The organism is Nocardioides sp. NPDC023903 (genome assembly GCF_040639295.1).
Lineage (GTDB): Bacteria > Actinomycetota > Actinomycetes > Propionibacteriales > Nocardioidaceae > Nocardioides.
Genome location: NZ_JBEZZS010000002.1, coordinates 83,387 through 103,453, shown reverse-complemented (window position 1 = coordinate 103,453; position 20,067 = coordinate 83,387). Strand labels below are relative to the sequence as shown.

Below are 20,067 nucleotides of genomic sequence, written 5' to 3'. Positions count from 1 at the left end.
AGTGCCGCCGATCCTCCCTGCGGACGATCGGCGGCCTCGGCATGCCCGGAGCATTATTAGGCTCATGGGTGATATCAATGCCATCTAGATTTGGTGTTGGACGTGCAATGGCGCGGGTTCCTAGTGTGAACGCGGTCACACAGCATTCCGGTGCGTGACGACACACAACCCCCGGAGGAGCAAGTCCCATGACCCAGTCAACGCGCGTCCCCGACGAACGGATGGCCCGCAAGGCGGGCATCGCCGCGTTCGTCGGCACCACCATCGAGTGGTACGACTTCTACATCTACGGCACCGCGTCCGCTCTGGTCTTCGGGCCACTGTTCTTCAGCAACGCCGAGCCCGCGGTCGCGACCCTGCTCTCCTTCGCGACGTTCGCCGTCGGGTTCCTGACCCGGCCGCTCGGCGGTGTGGTCTTCGGGCACCTCGGTGACCGGATCGGCCGCAAGCGCTCCTTGATCCTGACGCTGCTGCTGATGGGCGTCACCACGGTCGGCGTCGGCCTGCTGCCGACGCACGCGGCCATCGGCGCCGCCGCACCGGTGCTGCTGATCATCCTCCGGCTGCTGCAGGGCCTCGCCGTGGGCGGCGAGTGGGGCGGCGCGGTGCTGATCGCGACCGAGCACACCCGTCCCGACCGCGGCTTCCTGTTCGGTGCCTTCGCCCAGCAGGGCTCCCCCGCCGGCCGGATCCTGGCGACCCTGAGCTTCCTCGCCGTGACCGGTCTGCTCCCCGACGACGCGCTTCTCGAGTGGGCCTGGCGACTGCCGTTCCTGGCGTCGGCCGCGCTGGTCGTGGTCGGGCTCGTGATCAGGCTCAGCCTCGAGGAGTCGCCGGCGATGAAGGACCTCCAGGAGCGCGACGAGGTCGTCCGGGTCCCGGTGATCGAGCTGTTCCGCAGCAACTCCCGCGAGCTGACCCTCGGAGTCTTCGGCATCCTGTGCGTCTTCGTGGTCGTCTACGCCCGCGACACCTTCGCGCTCTCCTGGGCCACGACCCACCTCGGCTTCGAGAAGGACTCCTTCCTCACCATCATCCTGATCGCCAGCGTCGTGCAGTTCTTCGTGCAGCCGTTCGGCGCCGTGCTGGCCACCCGCTGGAACCCGCGCACCCTGGTCACGGTCCTGCTCGCCCTCGAGATTCCCGCGCTTGCGCTGATGTTCGTGCTGATGGGCACCGGGAACTGGACCCTGGCGATGATCGGCGCGGTGATGGCCACCATCCCCGACGTGATGTTCTACGCGGTCATGGCGGGCATGCTCGCCCAGGCCTTCCCTGCCCGGGTCCGCTACACCGGCATCTCGGTGACGTACGGCCTCTCCGGTGCGCTGTGCGGGACCACGCCGATGATCCTGCAGTGGCTCCTCGACACCTCCGGCAGCATCGTGGTGCCCGTCGCCTTCGGCGTCGTGACCACCGTGATCTCCCTGGTGTGCTCCCGCGCGCTGCTCGGCCGGAGCGCCGCCGCGATGGAGAACGCTGACGGACCCGAGACGGTGACCGCGGCACGCTGAGCCGCGGTCACCACCGGATCGTCACCTGGCGGCGCCCAGTGAGCTTCGAGCGAGCTGGGCGACGCGCTGGTTGCTGATCCCGGTCTCCGCCGCGATCCGCCCGAACGACCAGCCGCGGCGCCGCAGCAGCCGTACGGCCCGGGCACTCTCGTCATGCAGATCCTCGAGGTGCCTGTCGACCTGGCAGCGCTGGTTCTCCAGGTCACGGAGCGTCGCGGCCGGGTCGTCCGGCAGGTCGGCAATGGCCCGGCGGGTCGGCGATCCGCCCGGTGCCAGCGCATCGGGCGGGTTGAACGCCCACAGCGTGTAGTCGTCGGCCCACCGGATGAGCCGGGCCATGCGGCTCTCGCGGTGGATGTTCGGGACGTCGACGGCCATCTCCGGCTCCTTCTCGTGGTTCGGGCACAGGTGGGGGAAGGTCCTCGGTATCCATGATCCGGGGCCGGGATGACCGAGTCGTTGAGGTCCGGTAACGGGCAGGTAAGGGCAGCGGAGCGAGATCGGTCGCGGGCCTACCCGGACGAGCACCGCGGCGGCAGCAAGGTAAAGAGCACATACCCGATCTTCGGCATGCGCTGGTACCCCAAGCGGGATAACGATCGAATAACGCGGAAAAGCATCGAACCCCCAGCCGGCGCCCGTCCCCGTTGCAGACACCAACCGTCCAGGCCGCAGCCACACGCGCCGACGGAGCCCGCCTCTGGGGAGCGAGCCCGCCCTCTCCTGTAGACAGCGACCGCGAAGTCTCCTGAAAGGGGACACGCCATGCGCTCGATACCGAGCCCACTCATGCCTCGCGCACGCAAGCCGAGGTTCTTCAAGAGATTGGCGGCGCTGTGCGCCACCGCTCTCGTCGCCACCGCACTCGTCGCCTCCGGCGCCTCGGCGTCCCACCCCGAAGCCAGCCTCGCGGGCAGCAACTTCGAGATCGACGTCGACGCCAACCTCAAGGTCGACGACCCGGCCCCGTCGCTCGACTGGGCCAGCGTCACCGAGATCCGGGCCACCGACAAGGTCAACGGCACCGGCGACAACTCCTACGCCGGCGGCGTCAAGGAGGACACCTCCTGTCCCGGTGAGGTGACCGACTCGATCCCGCCGAACAAGAGCGACCTGCTGAGCTTCCACGTCTACCGCGAAGCCGGCACCGGAAGCCACCCCGGGTTCCTGAACCTCGCCTGGAGCCGGGTGAGCGAGCCGAGCGGCACCACGCTGATGGACTTCGAGTTCAACCAGTCGAGCACCAAGTGCGCCTCCGGACCCAATGTCGTCCGCACCGCCGGCGACCTGCTCATCGAGTACGCCATCGACCAGGGCGGCTCCCGTGCGGACATCTCCGCGCGCCGCTGGACCGGCACCGCGTGGGGTCCCTCTACCGACCTGGACGTCCCCTCCGCCACCTGCGGCGGCGCTCCGTGCGCGGCAGGCACCATCAACTCCTCGGCCATCCCCGCTGCAGAATCCGACGGCCTGATCAGCACCGGCTCGAAGCAGGCTCGGACCTTCGGTGAGGCGCAGCTCGACCTGCGGCTGCTGTTCCAGCCCAACAAGTGCGCGTCGTTCGGCAGCGCGATGCTGAAGAGCCGGTCCTCGGACTCCTTCACCTCTCAGCTGAAGGACTTCGTGGCCCCTGTCGGGATCAACCTGCAGAACTGCGGCCAGGTGATCATCCGCAAGCAGACGCTCCCGGACGAGGACCCCAACGCCACCAACTTCGGCTACACCAAGGCGTTCGGCACCGACCCCGCCTCCGTGAACACGTTCACGCTCCAGGATGACGGCGTGAAGAACTACGGCAAGACCGTGCTCTTCGGCACCGGCTACACCGTCGTCGAGGACGTGATCCCATCCGACTGGGCCTTCGTCAGCGTCAACTGTGATGCCAGCACCGGGGTGAGTCCCAGCATCAACGGGGCCACCGTGACGTTCGCGATCAACGACGCCGACGACGTACTCGACTGCACCTACACCAACCAGCTCCAGCTCGGGGCGTTGAAGATCGTGAAGAACAGCACCAAGGGTGGCGCAGTCACCAACGCCGGAGCGGTCTTCTCGTACGACGGCACCAGCGTGACCGACAACGGCGCCGGCGATCAGGATGCCGATGTCGGTGAGGTCTGCGTCTCCGGGCTCTCGCTCGGCGACTACGACGTGACGGAGACGTCGCCGCCTCCCGGGTACGCCGACGCCCCCGGCGACGCACAGAGCGTCACCGTGGTCAGCGGAACGAACTGCACCGACAACCAGCCGACAGGTGCGGCGGTCGCGACGTTCACCAACGCGCCACTCGCCGACATCCAGGTCAACTTCCGTGACGGCGGCTCTGGCGAGACCAGCCTGACGTCGATGACCTGCGAGAACACCGGCGTCGCGCCGGACACCGGCACCGCCACCGGTTGGGACGACACGATCACCCATGAGGGCATCGCGATCGACCCGTCACCACGGACGGTCACCTGCACCATCGTGATCGACCCCTGATCCCCCACCTCCACCCCAACCGAAGGGCCGCCCGGTTCACCGGGCGGCCCCTTCGGGCACCCTCGCCGGCACAGCGGCAACACGCTTGAAACCCATGGCGACTAGCGTGCAATCATGACGCGGGTGATCGAGCAGCAGTCGCGGGTGATCCACGGTTACAAGCGCGCGTTCCGCACCGGCGGTGACGGCTCCGCGATCATGTTCATCCACGGGATCGGCGACAGCTCGCGGACCTGGGACGACGTCCTGCCCATGTTCGCCGACAACCATCTGGTCATCGCTCCCGATCTGCTCGGTCACGGCGACTCCGACAAGCCACGCGCCGACTACTCGATCGGCGGGTTCGCCAACGGCATGCGCGACCTCCTGTCCGTGCTGGACGTGGAGCGAGTCACCCTCGTCGGCCACTCGCTCGGCGGCGGCATCGCGATGCAGCTCGCCTACCAGTACCCACAGCTGGTCGAGCGGATCGTGCTGGTCTCCAACGGCGGCTCCGGGCGCGGCGTCTCGACCTGGCTGCGACTCGCGACCCTGCCGATGGCACCAGAGCTGCTCAAGCTGTTGCGGCTGCCGATCTCGCGGACCGGGATGTCCGTCTCCCTGGGCCTGCTGCGCCGCATCGATCACGATCTCGGCGTCGACGTCCTGGACCTGGCCCGGATCGTCGACGCACTGCCCGACACCCACTCCCGCCAGGCGTTCGCCCGGACCCTACGCTCCGTCGTCGACTGGCGCGGCCAGGTCGTCACGATGCTCGATCGCTGCTACCTGGCCGAGAACATCCCGCTGCTGATGATCTGGGGCGACCGCGACGGCGTCATCCCCTACCGCCACGCCGCGCAGGCGCAGGCGGCGATGCCGCAGGCCACGCTCGAGGTGTTCGAGGGTGCCGGCCACTTCCCGTTCCGCTCCGACCCCGGCCGCTTCGTGATGGCCGTCGAGCAGTTCATCCGGAGCACCGCGCCGGCGACGTGGGACCAGCAGGGCTGGCAGACGCGGCTGCGCAACGGCGCCGGGCCGGGACCCGCCGCCCCGGCAGCACCTGTGCGCGACGAGCAGAACCAGCCATAGCCCGCCGACCCGTCTTCATACGTGGACGGGCATCTGACGTGCGCACTACTCTGCGGACATGAACGACGTTGCCGCGCCCAACGCCACCACCGGAGGGGTGCGCGAGGTGAAGTCCGCCGCCCGCACAGTGGAGATCCTCGAGTTCCTCGCCGCGCGCCAGAACCGCCCGGTGCGGCTGCGCGAGCTGAGCGAGGCGCTCGGGGTCCCTCGCAGCAGCCTGCACGCCCTGCTCCGTACGCTCGCCAAGCACGGCTGGGTACGCAGCGACCCGACCGGCACGCTCTACGGCATCGGCATCCGTGCCCTGCTGGCCGGCACCAGCTACCTCGACACCGACCCCTACCTGCCCCAGGTGACCCCGTTCCTCGTCGAGCTCCGCGAGCAGCTCGACGAGACCTTCCACTTCGGGCGTCTGGACGGCACCGATGTGGTCTACCTCGCCACCCGCGAGTCGTCGCAGTACCTCCGCCCCTACAGCCGGGTCGGCCGCAGGCTGCCCGCCTACTCCACCTCGCTGGGCAAGGCGGTCCTGGCCGCGCAGCCCGAGGACGAGGTCGCCGACCACCTGCCGGCCGAGCTCGCACCGCTCACACCGCACACGTTCACCGACCGTGGCGCACTGGCCGCCGAGCTCGATGCGACCCGCCGACGCGGCTACGCTATCGACAACGAGGAGAACACCCTCGGACTGCGCTGCATCGCCGTCGCCCTGGACTATGACGAGCCGGTCTCCGACGCGATCAGCGCTTCCATCCCGATCGCCCGGCTCACCCCCGAGCGGGAGGCGGAGGTCATCGCCGCCCTGCGCCAGGCCGCGGACCGGATCGTCCGCGTGGTCGGCCCGATCCGCAACTCCCTCACCTGGACCTGACCTTCATATGGAACGCTTGTCCACAGATGTAGACGCATGACACAATCGCGGACGTGTCCTCTCCCGCCACGCCGCTGAACGTGCTGGTGACCGAGCCGATCATGGCCCGCTTCACCGATGTCCTGACCCGCGAGGACGCCTCGCCGCACGAGTGGACGTTCGCCTGGGGAGACGACCCCCGGCTCGCCGAGGCCGCCGCGACGGCCGAGGTGCTGGTCTGCTCCTCGACGACGCCGGAGCTGCTGGCCGCGATGCCCCGGCTCCGGCTGGTGCACGTGACCGGTGCCGGCGTGGACAGGATCCCGCTCGAGGCGCTGCCAAGTGACGTACGTCTGGCCAACACCTACCACCACGGCCGCTCCATCGCCGAGCACGTGATGATGGTGTCGATGATGCTGCTGCGCGGCGTCCTGCGGTCCGAGGCCGACATGCGCCGCGGCGTGTGGAGCAACGCGATCGTGTCCGGCGACTACCCCTTCGGCGGCGTACTGACCGGCCGCACCCTGGGCATCGTCGGCTTCGGCGAGATCGGCTCCAGCGTCGCCCGGCTCGGCGCCGCGATGGGGATGAAGGTCCGGGCCGTACGCCGCAACCCCGACGCCCCGCTGCCCGAAGGCGTCGAGCTGGATTGGGTCGGGCCCGACTCGGCCCTGCACGAGCTGCTGGCCGCCTCCGACGTGGTCGTCGTGACCGTGCCGCTGAGCGATGCGACCCGTGGGCTCATCGACGCCGCCGCCCTCGCCGCGATGCGGCCCAGCGCCGTGCTGATCAACGTCGCCCGCGGCGCCGTGGCCGACGAGCAGGCGCTCCATGACGCGCTCACCGCCGGCACGATCGCTGGGGCCGGTATCGACGTGTGGTGGCGCAACCCGCGCGACCCCGACGCTCCCCCGCCCTCGCACCTCGACTTCACGAAGCTGCCCAACGTCGTGCTGACCCCGCACCAGTCGGGGCACACCGCCGAGGTGTTCGCCGGCCGTGCGCAGGACATCACCGACAACGTCGACGCGCTCGCCGACGGCCGGCCGCTGCGCAACCCGGTGACGAGGAGCTAGCCGAGGAGCTGGTCGACCACCAGCACCACCGCGCCGAAGATCGACACCGCGATCGCCGTACGCCGCAGACGTACCGGCGACATCACCCGGTTGAGCAGCAGCGACAGCCCCCATCCGACGAACGGAGCCGGCACGAGCGCCGCGGTGACCAGCAGGGTGCGCTGGTCGACGGACCCGGTGGTGGCCAGGGCGAGGAACGACAGCACCGAGCCGACCAGGAAGAACGAGCTCATCGAGCTGCGCAGCACCGCACCGTGCTTCTGCTGCCAGACCAACGCCATCGGCGGGCCGCCGATCGAGGTGGCGGTGCCGAGCAGCCCCGAGGCCGCACCCGCGGTGACGAGGTTGCGGCGCACCGGCCGCGGCTGCCAGCCCAGCGAGTTGAGCGCGACACCGACCAGCACGACGGCGGCCAGCAGCAGGGCGAGACCCCGCTCGGGCAGCGCCGCCACGAGCAGCGCTCCCGCGATCGTCCCGGGCACCCGGCCGAACAGCGCCCACCCGGTGCCGCCGAGGTCGATGTGCTGCCGTTCGGTGACCACCACCATGACCGTGACCACGAAGGCGAGCATCACCAGCGTGCCGGGCAGCAGCCCCGGATCGACCAGCGCTACGACGGGGGCGGCGAGCATGCCCATGCCGAAGCCGATCGAGGCCTGGAGCGCCGATGCCAGGACGACGGCGACCGCGACGAGCGCGAAGGACCCGATCGAGAGCCCCATCAGCCCGCCTGCGCCGCGGCCAGCTCCTGCTCCTCCGCCCCCAGTGGATGGAAGCACTCCGCCGTGTGACCGCCGTCGACCGGGTCGATGGCGAGCGGCGGAAGCGCGGTGGCGCACTCGTCGGTCGCCTTCCAGCATCGGGTCCGGAACCGGCAGCCGGACGGCGGGTTGAGCGGCGAGGGGATCTCGCCGGACAGGATGATCTGCTCGCGCCGGCGCTCGTGGTCGAGCGAGGGCGCCGCCGACAGGAGCGCCCCGGTGTAGGGATGCTGAGGCCGCTCGAAGGTCGACTCGGTCTCGCCCTGCTCGACGATCCGGCCGAGATACATCACCACGACGCGGTCGGCGACGTGCCGCACCACCGACAGGTCGTGCGAGATGAACAGGTACGCCACCCCGAGCTCTTGCTGCAGGTCGTTGAGCAGGTTCAGCACCTGTGCCTGCACCGACAGGTCGAGCGCGGAGACCGGCTCGTCGCAGACGATCACGTCGGGGTTGAGCGCCAGCGCGCGGGCGATCCCGAGACGCTGCCGCTGGCCACCGGAGAACTCCTGCGGATACTTCCCGGCGTCGCCCGGCCGCAGCCCGACGAGGTCCAGCAGCTCCCGCACCCGGGCAGCGCGTTCACGCGAGGTCTTGTGGAGGCCGGTGTGCGTACGCCATGGCTCGCTCACGATGTCGCCGGCCGACATCCTGGCGTTGAGCGAGGCGAACGGGTCCTGGAACACCATCTGCACCCGGCGCCGGAACGCCAGCAGGTCGGCTCCCTTGGTCGTCGTCGGGTCGACCCCGTCGAAGCGTACGGAGCCGCCGTCGGGGGTCTCCAGCATGAGCAGCGTGCGGGCCAGCGTGGACTTGCCGCAGCCGGACTCCCCCACCAGGCCGAGCGTCTCGCCCCGGTGCAGGTCGAGGCTGACGCCGTCGAGCGCTCGCAGCTCCTTGCGCTTGCCGGCGTGGCGTACCGGGAAGATCTTGGTGAGGTCGCGGACCTCGAGAAGCGGTGCTTCACTCATCGGTTCACCTCGTCGGGGAAGTGGCAGGCGGACAGGTGGCCGGGGGCGACCTCACGGGCCGCGGGCCGCTCGTCGCGGCAGCGGTCGCGCGCGATCGGGCAGCGGTCCTGGTAGACGCAGCCGGCCGGGATCGCGGCCAGCTCGGGCGGCGAGCCGCCGATCGACTTGAGCTCGGCACCGCGCTCGGCGTGCACGGGCACCGACTCCAGCAGGCCCGCCGTATAGGGGTGCTTCGGGGAGCCGAAGACCTCCTCGACCAGGCCCTGCTCGACCACGTTGCCGGCGTACATCACCACGACCCGGTCGGCCTGCTCGAAGACCAGGGCGAGGTCGTGGGTGATCAGCACGACCGCCATGTCGCGCTCCTCGCGCAGGTCCTTGAGCAGGCTCATGATCTGGGCCTGGACCGTGACGTCGAGCGCGGTGGTCGGCTCGTCGGCGAGCAGCACGGCCGGCGACAGTGCGACGCCGATCGCGATCAGCAGTCGCTGCCGCATGCCGCCCGAGAACTGGTGCGGGTAGGAGTCGATCCGGGTCTCCGGCTCGGGGATGCCGACCCGGCGCATCAGCTCGATGGCCTCCTTGCGGGCGGCCTTCTTGGACATACCTCGGTGGATGCGGAACGGCTCGGCCAGCTGCGTACCCACGGTGTAGACGGGGTTGAGCGCGGTGAGGGCGTCCTGGAAGACGATCGCCAGCTCCTTGCCGGCGATGTCGCGCCGGCGCCTCGCCGAGGCGGTCCGCAGGTCGGTGGTGCCACCGTCACCGGTGATGCGGACGGCACCCTCGGTGACGTCGGCGACCGGTTCCAGCAGACCGACGACCGCGGTGGCGGTCATCGACTTGCCGCAGCCCGACTCCCCGAGCAGCGCGAGGGTCTCGCCCCGGCGCGCCTGGAAGGTCACCTTGTCGACGGCTCGGACGACACCATGGGGCGTACGGATGTCGACGCTCATGCCGTCGACGTCGAGGGCGACGGCCTTCTCGGTCAGAGCGCTGTTCACTGGGCGTCCTCCGTAGCGGTCTGAGTGACGGTCGGGGTGGCGCGGCGCCGCTGCCGGCGCGGGACGGTGAGCCGCCACCGCTGAGCGGGATCGGTGGCCAGCCGCACCCAGGCGGCGAGCACGGCGGCGGACACCGTCGCGATCACGATGGCCAGGCCGGGGAAGAACGAGAGCCACCATGCGGTCTGCAGGTAGTTCTGCCCCTGGGCGACCATCAGGCCCCAGCTGACGTCGGGCGCCTGGATGCCGATGCCGAGGAAGCTCAGTGACGACTCGGCGAGCATGACGTAGCAGAAGTCGAGCGTGGCGACCGTCAGCAGCGTCGGCAGCACGATCGGGACGACGTGACGGCGGATGATGCTGAAGCTCCCCGCCCCGAACGTACGAGCCGCGTCGACGAAGACCCGGCTCTGCAGCTCGGCCGACTCCGCCCGCGCGGTGCGCAGGTAGATCGGGATGCGGGTGATCGCCAGCACGATGACGATGTTGCGCGGGCTCGGCGAGTAGACGTAGAGCACGACGACCGCCATCAGCAGCGACGGGAAGCTCAGGATGACGTCGGCGATCCGCATCACGAGCGTCTCGCGCCAGCCGCGGTGGTAGCCGGCCCACATGCCGACCACCGAGCCGATGACCAGCGAGATCAGCACCGCCGGGATGGCGACGCCGAGGGTCGTCCGGGTCGCGACGATGATCCGGGCCAGGATGCTGCGGCCGAGCGAGTCCGTCCCCAGTACGTAGAGCCAGCCGTCGAGCTCGAGCGGTGCCTTGTTGCCTCGGGTCAGGTCCTGGGCGTTGGCCTCGCTGCCGAGCAGGACCGGCCCGAAGACCGCCACGAGCAGGATGAAGCAGAGGATCACGGCGGCCACGGTCGCGACCTTGTCGCGCAGCAGCATCCGCCAGTAGCTCACCTTGCCGGAGCGGCTGGGGGCGTCGACCGGCGGGGCGTCGACGGGATCGATGGAGATGCTCATCGGTTCTCCTCTCTCACACCATCGCCTTGTCGCGCACACGGGCGTCGAGCAGGGCGTAGCAGATGTCGATGGCGATGTTGAGCAGGAAGATCGTCACCGCGGTGAGCAGCACGGCCGCCTGCAGGATGGCGAAATCGCGGCCGGTGATCGAGTCGATCATCAGCTTGCCGATGCCGGGCCAGCCGAAGATCGACTCCACGACCACGGCACCGTTGACCAGCCCCACCGCCAGGTCGCCGGCCACGGTCAGCGCCGGGGCGGCGGCGTTGCGCAGGGCGTGGTGCGCGACGACCCGACGGCTGTCGGCACCCTTGCTGCGTGCCAGCCGGACGTACGGCGCAGAGAGGGCCGCCACCATCGCGCCCCGCACCACCTGGGTGAGCACGCCGACAGGGCGCAGCAGCAGGGTCGCGATCGGCAGGACCCACGAGAGCAGCCCGGCGTCGACACCCGAGGTCGGCAGCACACCGAGCATCACCGCGAAGACCCAGACACCCATGATGGCGAGCCAGAAGTCGGGGACGCTCGCGGCGGTCATCGAGAGGAACGACGCGAACCGGTCGGCCAGCGAGTTCGGACGGTACGCCGCCCACGAGCCGATCACGACCGCGAGGAGGACCGCGATCAGCATCGTGGTGATCGCCAGCTGGAGCGTCGCGGGGAAGGCCCGCAACGCCATCGCGGCCGCGGACTCACCCGTGCTCAGCGAGGTGCCGAAGTCGAGGCGGAGGATGCCCTGGAGGTAGTCGATCAGCTGCTGCCAGACCGGCAGGTCGAGGCCGTTGACTTCTCGGAAGGTCTCCTTCTGGGCCTCGGTGGCGTTCTCCGGCAGGTACAGGCTGGCCGGGTCACCGGTGAGGCGGGCCAGGAAGAACACCCCGAGTAGCACCACGACGAGCGGCAGCAGCGAGGTGAGGGCTCGCTTGCGGAGGAACGTCACCATCGATGACCTCCTGGGTGAGTCGCGGCCGGGATCACTTGGCCGGCTTCATCTCGGTCACGCGCATCTCGTCGCCGGTCGCCGAGTTGGGCTCGTACTCGACGTTGTCCGACTCGCCGATGATCCCGGTCATATGCGCGATGTAGGCGAACTGCGAGACCTTCTCGGGCTCGTCGGCGAAGATGCCGGCGAACGCGGCCTGACGGTCATCGCCCTCGGCCTTGTCGGCGGCCCCGATCTGGGCGTCGAACTCCGGCGTACCGAACGTCGACTGGGCGCCGTCGCTGAGCATGTACTGGTCGACGGAGAACTGGGCGTCACCGGCCTGGTTGCCGTGCTGGACGAGGATGATGTACGGCCCGGTGTTCTTCGGGAACGGGCGGGACTGGTACTCGACCGACGCGGCGGTGTCCATCATCTCGATGGAGACGTTGAGACCGATGTCCTCGAGCGCCTTCTGCACGACCTCGACGGTCTCGCCGACCTTGGGGAAGAGGCCGTTGCGGGAGATCAGCCGGATCTTGGTGTCGGTCGGCACGCCGTCGGCCTTCGCCTCGGCGATGAGCGACTTGGCCTTCTCCGGGTCGTACGGCCACGCCTCGAGGTCGGGGTTGTGGCCCACGACGCCCTCGGGCACCAGCTGGGAGGCGACGTCGGCGTAGCCCTCGAAGAGGCTGTCGACGATGGACTCGCGGTCGATCGCGTAGTTGATCGCCTGGCGCACCCGGATGTCGTCGAGCGGAGCGTACGTCCCGGTCGACCGCAGCGCGGTCGTCTCGTTGTTCGGGTAGCGCACCGCGGCGTCGCCGGAGAGGTCCTCGGGCGCGAGGCCGGTGGCGATGTCCGCCTCGTTGTTGGTGATCATGGCGGCGCGTACGCTGCCCTCCTCACGCCACTGGTACTCCGCCTTCTTGAAGGCGGGGGCGTCGCCCCAGTAGGCGTCGTTGACGGCGAGGGTCAGCTTGGTGCCGTTCTGCCAGTCCTCGATCTTGTAGGGGCCGGTGCCGATCGGCTCGCGCACCTTGGCGGTGTCGCTCGTCTTCGCGGGCACGACCTCGATGAAGGAGAGGCGGAGCGGAAGGATCGGGTCGGCCTCGGTGGTGGTCACCTCGAGGTGGGTGGCGTCGACGGCCTTGACCTGGAGGTCGTCGTCACCGAAGACGTACCCCTCGACGTTGCAGCCGAAGGTGCCGTTGACCGCACGGTCGATGGAGTGCGCGGCGGCCTCGGCGTCGAAGGCGGAGCCGTCGGAGAACTTCACGCCCTCACGCAGCGTGAAGGTCCACTTGGTCGGCTCGGTCTGCTCCCACTCGGTGGCGAGCAGCGGCTGGAGCTCACCGGAGGCGGGGTCGCGCTCGACCAGCGGCTCGGTGATGTTGGAGCGCACCACGACGCCCGTAGAGGTCAGGTTGGCATCGCAGGGCTCGAGGGTCGGCGGCTCCTGCGGGAGCACGATCCGGACCGTGTCACCAGTGGCGCCGGCACTGTCGGAGTTGGCGACGCCGCACGCCGAGAGGGTGAGCGAGGCAGCCATGAGCGAGGCGCTTGCGAGACCGAAGCGGGACCGCAGCGAGGGACGAAAGTTCATGCGACTGTTCCTCCAGTCGATCGGCGACATCTACATATGTGGACGTCGTTGTCATTCGTGGATGAACCGTACGAGCGAGTTTTGTGTGACGTCAAGCACGTCAGGCAATGCCCATAGGGCATCGAGCGATGCTGTCACGATGTTGGACGCGTATCGCTTCCGCTACCTAGCCTCGGGATCTCCGACGTCGTCCGACCCCCTTGAGGAGACCCCATGGGCCGCTACTCCCCCACCGAGCTCCGTGACGCCCTCGGCGCCGGCCTGCTGTCGTTCCCGGTGACGCACGCGACCGCCGACTACGCCTTCGACGAGGACGGCTACCGCGCGCACCTGCAGCATCTCGACGGGTTCGACGTCGCCGGCCTCTTCGCCGCCGGCGGCACCGGCGAGTTCTTCTCGCTGACCCACGACGAGGTGTCCCGGGTCCTGCGGGCCACCGTCGAGGAGGTCGGCGACGGCACCCCGGTGATGGGCGCGGCCGGCTACGGCACCTCCCAGGCCGTCGCGATGGCGCAGCGCGCCGAGGCGGACGGCGCCGACGGCATCCTGCTGCTGCCGCCCTACCTCACCGAGCTGCCCGGGCGCGGCCTGTACGAGCACGTCGCCCGCGTCTGCTCGGCCACCTCGCTCGGCGTGATCGTCTACCACCGCGCCAACGCCCGCCACGACGCCGACACGATCGTCCGGCTGGCTGAGGAGTTCCCGAATCTCATCGGGTTCAAGGACGGCATCTGCGACATCGACCTGCTCGCCACGCTCAACGCCCGCCTCGGCGATCGGCTGCTCTACGTCGGCGGGCTGCCGACCGCCGAGACGTACGCCCTGCCGTATCTGGAGCTCGGCGTCAGCACCTACTCCTCGGCGATCTTCAACTTCGCACCGCAGTGGGCGGTCGAGTTCTACACCGCAGTACGCAACCACGACCGCGAGGACGTGCTCGCCCGGCTCCGCGACTTCGTCGTCCCCTACATCGCGATCCGCGACCGTGGGGCCGGCTACGGCGTCTCGATCGTCAAGGCCGGGCTCACCGCGGCCGGCCGTCCGGCCGGTCCCGTACGTCCCCCGCTGACCGACCTCACCGAGCACGAGCTGGCGGAGCTGACCGCCCTCGTCAAGACCGTCATCTGACGGCCATCCGACCGACAGGAGAAACCGTGACCCGCCGCATCCTCCAGGTAGGACCGCTCAAGCCGTCGCTGGCCGCCACCCTCACCGACCGCTACGACGCCCTGGTGCTGCCCGACGACGAGAGCCGCGCCGCGTTCCTCGCCGAGCACGGGGCCTCGATCGGCGCCGTGGTGACCACCGGACGCACCGGCGTACCGGCCGAGCTGATGGCCCAGCTGCCCGAGCTCGGCGCCGTCGTCAACTTCGGGGTCGGCTACGACACCACCGACGTCGAGGCCGCGGCCGCGCGTGGGGTGCTGGTCTCCAACACCCCCGACGTACTGACCGACTGCGTGGCCGACACCGCGATCGGCCTGGCCATCGACACCCTGCGCGGACTCAGCGCCGCCGACCGGTTCGTACGCCGGGGCGAGTGGCCGGAAGCCGGCAACTTTCCCTTGACCCGCAAGGTCTCGGGCAAGCGGGTCGGGATCCTGGGTCTGGGCCGGATCGGCCAGGCCATCGCAACCCGGTTCGAGGCGTTCGGCTGCCCGATCTCCTACCACTCCCGCAGCGAGGTCCCCGGCTCCCCCTACACCTACGCCGCCTCCCCCGCACAGCTCGCCGCCGACGTCGACATCCTGGTCCTCGCCACCTCCGGCGGCAGCGGTACGCAGCACCTCGTCGACCGCAAGGTGCTCGAGGCGCTCGGCCCCGAGGGCTATCTCATCAACATCGCGCGTGGCTCCGTGGTCGACCAGGACGCGCTGGTCGAGCTGCTCCTCGAGGACGGCATCGCCGGCGCCGGCCTCGACGTCTACACCGAGGAGCCCGCGGTCCCCGCGGCGCTGACGGACCTCGACAACGTGGTGCTCCTCCCCCACCTGGCCAGCGGCACCGTCGAGACCCGTGCCGCCATGGAGCAGCTGACCCTCGACAACCTCGACCGCTGGCTCGCCGACGGCACCGTCCTCACTCCGGTGCCGGAGGTGACGCCTCGGGGCGCAGCGCGATCTCGGTGATGCGGTTGCCGTTCCGGGCGGTCACCTCCAGGGTGCCGTCCCGGAGCGCCAGCACCTCCCCGACCTGCGGGATGTGCCCCAACCGCGAAATGAGATAGCCCGCGACGGTCTCGTAGGCGCCGTCCTCGAGCTCGATGCCGGTGGTGTCCGCGAAGTCCTCGATCGTCATCGCGCCGTCGATCCGGGACAGGTCACCGTGGTCGCGGATGCGGGCCTCGCCGTGGTCGTACTCGTCGCGGATGTCGCCGATCATCTCCTCGACGAGGTCCTCGAGGGTCACGATGCCGTCGGTGCCGCCGTACTCGTCCACGACCATCGCCAGGTGGGTGCCGCCCTCGCGCATCGTGGCGACCGACGGGATCACCCGCTTGCTCCCGGGCAGCGAGAGCACCGGGCGGCAGATGTCCCGGATCGTGCGCTCGTCCGTCGCGACGACACCGAGCAGATCGCGCACGTGCAGGAAACCGAGGATGTCGTCGAAGCCCTCTCCGGTCACCGGGTAGCGGGAGTAGGGCAGGTCACGCACGGTCTCGGCGGCCGCGGGAAGCGGCATCGAGGCGGGCATGAAGGTGACGTCGCCGCGCGGACGCATCACCTCCCTCAACGTCGTCTCGGTGGTGGCGAACACGTCACGCAGGATCCGGCGCTCGTCCTCCTCGAGGTCCCGGTTGGTGGAGACCATCTCGCGCAGCTCCTCCTCCGAGACCTGCTCGGCCGAGGCCTTGGGGTCACCGCCGAGCAGCCGTACGACGGCGTCGGTGGAGACCGAGAGCAGCCAGATCACCGGCCGCATCACGCTGGCGAACCTGTCCAGCACGGGCGCGACGGCCAGCGAGATGCCGGCGGCCTTCTGCAGCGCCAGTCGCTTGGGCACCAGCTCGCCCAGCACCAGGGAGAGATAGGCGATGAACAGGGTCAGCACGATCAGCGCCGTGGTCTCGGCCAGCGCCTCGGTCAGGCCGAGCCGCTCGAGGTAGGGCGCGACGTCGGGAGCGATCGCCGAGCCGCCGTAGGCCGCGGAGAGGAAGCCCGCGACGGTCACGCCGATCTGCACCGCGGCGAGGAAGCGGTTGGGGTCGCGGGCCACCGCCGCCACCCGTGCGCCACGTGGGCCCTTGCGCTCGATGGCGGCGAGCTGGCTCTCTCGCAGCGACACCAGCGCCAGCTCGGTCGCGGCGAAGACGCCGCCGACCAGCACGAACACCAGCACCAGCCCGAGGCTGAGGAACGTCTGGCTGTCCATCAGGCCCGCTCACCGTCCGATCGGAACCTGGGTGAGCGGTTGGAACTTCGAGGCCTCTTCACACAGATGAATCTACAGGCGCGTCGCTCCCTCGGTGGTTGCGAAGTGCCCGCTTGTCGAGCTTGCCCACCGTGTTCTTGGGCAGAGCATCCAGCACATGGATCGCGGTCGGTCGCTTGTAGCCGCTGAGCTGCTCCCGGCACCTCGCCATCAGGGCCTTGACGTCGACCGTCGCGCCGGGGCGGGCCTGGACGAAGGCGACGACGACCTCGCCCCACTTCTCGTCGGGCAGTCCGATGACCGCGACCTCGAGGACGGTCGGGTCGCCGGCGAGGACGTCCTCGATCTCCTTCGGGTAGATGTTCTCGCCACCTCGGATGATCATCTCCTTCGACCGGCCGACGATGGTGAGGTAGCCGTCCTCGTCGACGTGGCCGAGGTCGCCGGTGGAGAGCCAGCCATCGCTGATCACGGCGGCGGTGTCGTCCGGACGGCCCAGGTATCCGCGCATGACGTTGGCCCCGCGGACGCTGACCTCGCCGTTCTCGCCCGGCGGCACCGGCTTGCCGTCGGTGCCGAGGATGCGCAGCTCCTGACCGGGGAACGGGAGCCCGACGGTTCCCGCCTTGCGCGGGCCTCCGACCGGGTTGATGGTCGAGCCGCAGGTGGCCTCGGAGAGTCCGTAGCCCTCGATCAGCGGGAAGCCGAAGCGGTCCTCGAACCGGGCGAGCAGGTCGGCCGACGCCGGGGCAGCACCGCAGACCGCGAACCTGACCGAGCTCGTGTCGGGACGTACGTCATCGGGAAGCGCGGCGAGCATGCTGCAGATCGTGGGGACCGCGGAGAAGAACGTCGGGCGGTCCTTCTCGAGCGTGTCGAAGAACGTGTGCGGATTGAAGCGGTCCGCGATGACCACGCTGGCACCGACGAGGAGCGGGGTGAGGATGCTGACGACGATGCCGTTGACATGGAAGAGCGGCAAGATCAGCAGGCAGCGGTCCTCGGGACCGACCTCGAGCGCGTCGCGCCCCATGGCGGTCATGGCCTCGAGATTGGCGTGGTCGAGCATCACCCCCTTGGGTACGCCGGTGGTGCCCGAGGTGTAGATGAGCAGCGCCAGGAGCGCACTGTCCACGACCGGCGCGGGCTCGTCCTGCCCCGGCTCCCGGCGTAGGTCGGAGACCGAGAGGGCGGGTACGTCACCGATCGGGCGAGCGCCGTCTTCGATGACGTGCAGCTTCGCGCCGGAGTCGTCGAGCTGTCGAGCGACCTCGGCGTCGGTCAGGGCCGGGTTGACCGGTGTGATGGTCGCTCCGAGTCGCCATGCGGCGAAGAGCAGCACGACGAACTCGACGCGGTTGGTGAGCTTGAGTGCGACGACATCCCCGACGCCGACGCCGAGCTCGGCGAGATGCGCTGCGCCGGCACGGACGAGGTCGAGGAGCTCGGCGTTGGTGAGCCGCTGGGACGAGTCGGCGAGGGCCGGACCGGACGGGTCGTCGGTGGCGCGCCGGTCGATGATGGTGGAGAACGTCATGGTTCAGGCCTTCAGGTGACGGGTGAGGAACTCGGTCTGGTCGGCGACGACGGTCTCGAACGCGTCGCCGAGGTAGATGTCGAAGTGGCCGGCGTCGTACCGCTTGATCTCGCCGCGAGGCGCCGTGCGCGCGTAGGCGAGCGTCTCCTCGGGCGGCGTGACGGAGTCGTGGTCGCAGATGCAGAAGAGGATCGGCATCCGTACGTCCTTGGCGACCTTGCCCGGACGGTGCCGGGTGATGGTGGGGGCGACGCGGGCGGTGACCTCGTTGGTGAAGCCGGCGCCCTCCGGGACGAGGGCGAGGTAGCCGGGCAGGGCGTCCGGAGCGGTCATCAGGGCCTTCTCCCCAGGCGCCCCAGCGAGCGTGATGAGCACCGGGTCCCGCCGCAGAGTCGCAGCGACGAGGTCGCGGGCGACGGTGGGCAGCAGTCGCATCGTGCCGACCGGGCCGAGGGCCCGAGCCGATGCCAGGCCGTCGGTGAACGGGCACTGGGATACCGCCGCGCGCAGCTCGGGGTGGCGGGAGGCGACGACGATGGCGTGACCGCCACCGAACGAGCTTCCCCAGACCGCGACGCGAGTGCCGTCGACGTCGGGTCGCGCCTTGACGTGGGCGATGGCGGCATCCCAGTCGGCCAGCTGCCGCTTGATCGACAGCAGCTGCCGGGGCTGGCCGGTGGAGTCGCCGAAGTGGCGATAGGTGAAGGCCAGCGCCGCGATCCCGGCCTGGGCGAATCGCTCGGCAAATGCGTCCAGACGCATCTCCCGGGTGGCGCCCAGGCCGTGTCCGAGGATCACCACGGGAGGGTTGGTGACGCCGTCGGGGAGGAAGAGCCAGGCGGCGCAGGTGTCCCCGGCCGATTCGAAGCCGACGTCGTGGCGGGTGACGGTATGGCCGCTCATCGCCGGGCCCCCTTGTCCGCGGCACCGGCACCACGGGTGTTGCCCGCCTGGAGCACTTCCTCGAAGACTCCAGGCTGGTACAGCGGCAGCTCGCCGCTCGCCTCCGTGTTGGCCATGTAGTCGAGCATCAGCTCCTGGCCGATGTCCGAGAGCGCGGTGGCGAGGAACTCGGAGCGCTCGATGTGCAGCCCCACCTCCAGGCTCACCGAGCCGCCGAAGTAGACCGATCGCTTGATCGCCGCCCGCGACGTCTTCGGTCGCGAACCCAGGCGCTCGGCCAGCTCGATCGCTCGGTCGAGCAGCCGATCGGACGCCACCACGTCGTCGACCGCACCGATCTCCAGCGCTTGCGCAGGTGTGAACGGCTCACCGGACAGGATCGCCAGCAGCGCCTTGTGGTTGCCCACCAGGCGCGGAAGCCGCTGGCTGCCACCGCCGCCGGGCATGATCCCGAGCAGGACCTCCGGCTGACCGATGACGTACTCGCCGTCGGCCATCACCCGCAGGTCGTTTGCCCAGCTGAACTCGGCTCCGAGGCCGAGCGCCGACCCGTTCAGGGCCGCGACGAAGACGACGCCGCTGCGGTTCATCTTCAGGAACGTCTGGTGCACCCGCTCCAGCTGGACCGCCGGCCACAGCGGTGTCCTGCCGAGCGCTGCCTTCAGGCCGCCGGCCCGATTCACCCCGCGTGCCGTGTGGGCGAGGGCGGAGGCGCCCCGGACGCCGACCGAGGGGACGGTGGCGCCGCCCTCCTGCAGCCAGCGCACCTCGGCGTGCGAGACGAAGCGGTCCGGGTGGGTGCCGGTGAACACGACGGCCTGGATCGCCGGATCGCCGTCCGCGCGGTCGACGAGCGCGTCGAGCTGCTCGGCGATGTCGTTGCCGAACAGCCCCAGCGGGCCGCCGTCGACGCGGGCGACCAGCACCGCGCCGCGGTCCTCGATCTCGAGGTTGCCTCGTACTTCTTCTGTCATGACCGGTCTCCGTTGAGTGCGGTGAGGGCGTTTCGTGCGACCCTTGTC

18 protein-coding genes are annotated in these 20,067 nt (G+C 69.9%); 7 read left to right on the top strand and 11 right to left on the bottom strand.

The genetic code is table 11. From position 1 onward, the window contains the following. Positions 1 to 188 precede the first annotated feature (188 nt). A complete protein-coding gene (locus AB0F44_RS03995; RefSeq protein ID WP_357352895.1) occupies positions 189 to 1,514 on the top strand; it encodes an MFS transporter in 1,326 nt (441 codons plus the stop codon). A gap of 21 nt (positions 1,515 to 1,535) precedes the next feature. Here the strand turns inward: AB0F44_RS03995 and AB0F44_RS03990 are convergent, their stop codons facing one another. Beyond that, complete coding sequence (locus tag AB0F44_RS03990; protein WP_357352893.1) at positions 1,536 to 1,892, bottom strand: hypothetical protein; 357 nt, start codon at positions 1,890 to 1,892, stop codon at positions 1,536 to 1,538. A gap of 411 nt (positions 1,893 to 2,303) precedes the next feature. On the opposite strand from AB0F44_RS03990, the gene AB0F44_RS03985 reads away from it, so the two are divergent. The 4 genes from AB0F44_RS03985 (at position 2,304) to AB0F44_RS03970 (ending at position 6,992) form a co-directional block, all read left to right on the top strand. Then, entirely contained in the window at positions 2,304 to 3,995 is a 1,692-nt protein-coding gene (locus AB0F44_RS03985) for a hypothetical protein (protein ID WP_357352891.1), read from the top strand. Positions 3,996 to 4,109: 114 nt separating this feature from the next. Next, the gene (locus AB0F44_RS03980) at positions 4,110 to 5,066 is read left to right on the top strand and encodes an alpha/beta hydrolase (protein ID WP_357352889.1); all 957 of its coding nucleotides are present in this window, start codon (positions 4,110 to 4,112) and stop codon (positions 5,064 to 5,066) included. Between the two features lie 58 nt (positions 5,067 to 5,124). Beyond that, a complete protein-coding gene (locus AB0F44_RS03975) occupies positions 5,125 to 5,937 on the top strand; it encodes an IclR family transcriptional regulator (RefSeq protein ID WP_357352887.1) in 813 nt (270 codons plus the stop codon). 53 nt (positions 5,938 to 5,990) lie between these two features. Then, positions 5,991 to 6,992 carry a 2-hydroxyacid dehydrogenase gene (locus AB0F44_RS03970; protein WP_357352885.1) on the top strand — a complete coding sequence of 334 codons (1,002 nt, stop codon included), beginning with the start codon at positions 5,991 to 5,993 and terminating at the stop codon, positions 6,990 to 6,992. On the opposite strand, the gene AB0F44_RS03965 is transcribed toward AB0F44_RS03970, so the two are convergent. The 6 genes from AB0F44_RS03965 to AB0F44_RS03940 are packed head-to-tail and all read right to left on the bottom strand — an operon-like array spanning position 6,989 to position 13,233. Next, the gene (locus tag AB0F44_RS03965; RefSeq protein ID WP_357352883.1) at positions 6,989 to 7,714 is read right to left on the bottom strand and encodes a sulfite exporter TauE/SafE family protein; all 726 of its coding nucleotides are present in this window, start codon (positions 7,712 to 7,714) and stop codon (positions 6,989 to 6,991) included. The two genes, AB0F44_RS03970 and AB0F44_RS03965, sit on opposite strands and share 4 nt — an antisense overlap. After that, entirely contained in the window at positions 7,714 to 8,727 is a 1,014-nt protein-coding gene (locus tag AB0F44_RS03960) for a dipeptide ABC transporter ATP-binding protein (RefSeq protein ID WP_357352881.1), read from the bottom strand. The genes AB0F44_RS03965 and AB0F44_RS03960 overlap by 1 nt, the downstream gene beginning before the upstream one ends. Further along, positions 8,724 to 9,683: an ABC transporter ATP-binding protein gene (locus AB0F44_RS03955; RefSeq protein ID WP_357353216.1), complete on the bottom strand. Its 960-nt coding sequence runs from the start codon at positions 9,681 to 9,683 to the stop codon at positions 8,724 to 8,726. Before AB0F44_RS03955 ends, AB0F44_RS03960 begins: the two co-directional genes overlap by 4 nt. 44 nt (positions 9,684 to 9,727) lie before the next feature. Then, a complete protein-coding gene (locus AB0F44_RS03950) occupies positions 9,728 to 10,705 on the bottom strand; it encodes an ABC transporter permease (RefSeq protein WP_357352879.1) in 978 nt (325 codons plus the stop codon). 13 nt (positions 10,706 to 10,718) lie between these two features. Then, on the bottom strand, positions 10,719 to 11,648 hold the full coding sequence (locus AB0F44_RS03945; RefSeq protein ID WP_357352877.1) for an ABC transporter permease: 930 nt from the start codon (positions 11,646 to 11,648) through the stop codon (positions 10,719 to 10,721). Between the two features lie 31 nt (positions 11,649 to 11,679). Further along, entirely contained in the window at positions 11,680 to 13,233 is a 1,554-nt protein-coding gene (locus AB0F44_RS03940) for an ABC transporter substrate-binding protein (protein WP_357352875.1), read from the bottom strand. Between the two features lie 213 nt (positions 13,234 to 13,446). Here AB0F44_RS03940 and kdgD point away from each other — a divergent pair, with 213 nt between their 5' ends. Together kdgD and AB0F44_RS03930 are read left to right on the top strand one after the other, a co-directional pair. Further along, the gene (gene kdgD, locus AB0F44_RS03935; RefSeq protein ID WP_357352873.1) at positions 13,447 to 14,361 is read left to right on the top strand and encodes a 5-dehydro-4-deoxyglucarate dehydratase; all 915 of its coding nucleotides are present in this window, start codon (positions 13,447 to 13,449) and stop codon (positions 14,359 to 14,361) included. Between the two features lie 26 nt (positions 14,362 to 14,387). Then, the gene (locus AB0F44_RS03930; RefSeq protein ID WP_357352871.1) at positions 14,388 to 15,362 is read left to right on the top strand and encodes a 2-hydroxyacid dehydrogenase; all 975 of its coding nucleotides are present in this window, start codon (positions 14,388 to 14,390) and stop codon (positions 15,360 to 15,362) included. Here AB0F44_RS03930 and AB0F44_RS03925 read toward each other — a convergent pair. From AB0F44_RS03925 to AB0F44_RS03910, 4 genes are read right to left on the bottom strand one after another with little or no spacing between them, the layout of a single operon-like run. Further along, positions 15,313 to 16,605, bottom strand: coding sequence for a hemolysin family protein (locus AB0F44_RS03925; protein WP_357352869.1), 1,293 nt, complete (start codon positions 16,603 to 16,605; stop codon positions 15,313 to 15,315). The two genes, AB0F44_RS03930 and AB0F44_RS03925, sit on opposite strands and share 50 nt — an antisense overlap. A 58-nt stretch (positions 16,606 to 16,663) precedes the next feature. Beyond that, positions 16,664 to 18,142, bottom strand: coding sequence for an AMP-binding protein (locus AB0F44_RS03920; RefSeq protein WP_357352867.1), 1,479 nt, complete (start codon positions 18,140 to 18,142; stop codon positions 16,664 to 16,666). A gap of 3 nt (positions 18,143 to 18,145) precedes the next feature. Continuing rightward, positions 18,146 to 19,045 carry an alpha/beta fold hydrolase gene (locus tag AB0F44_RS03915; RefSeq protein ID WP_357352865.1) on the bottom strand — a complete coding sequence of 300 codons (900 nt, stop codon included), beginning with the start codon at positions 19,043 to 19,045 and terminating at the stop codon, positions 18,146 to 18,148. Beyond that, positions 19,042 to 20,019, bottom strand: coding sequence for an enoyl-CoA hydratase/isomerase family protein (locus tag AB0F44_RS03910; RefSeq protein WP_357352863.1), 978 nt, complete (start codon positions 20,017 to 20,019; stop codon positions 19,042 to 19,044). Before AB0F44_RS03910 ends, AB0F44_RS03915 begins: the two co-directional genes overlap by 4 nt. Between the last annotated feature and the right edge of the window lie 48 nt (positions 20,020 to 20,067).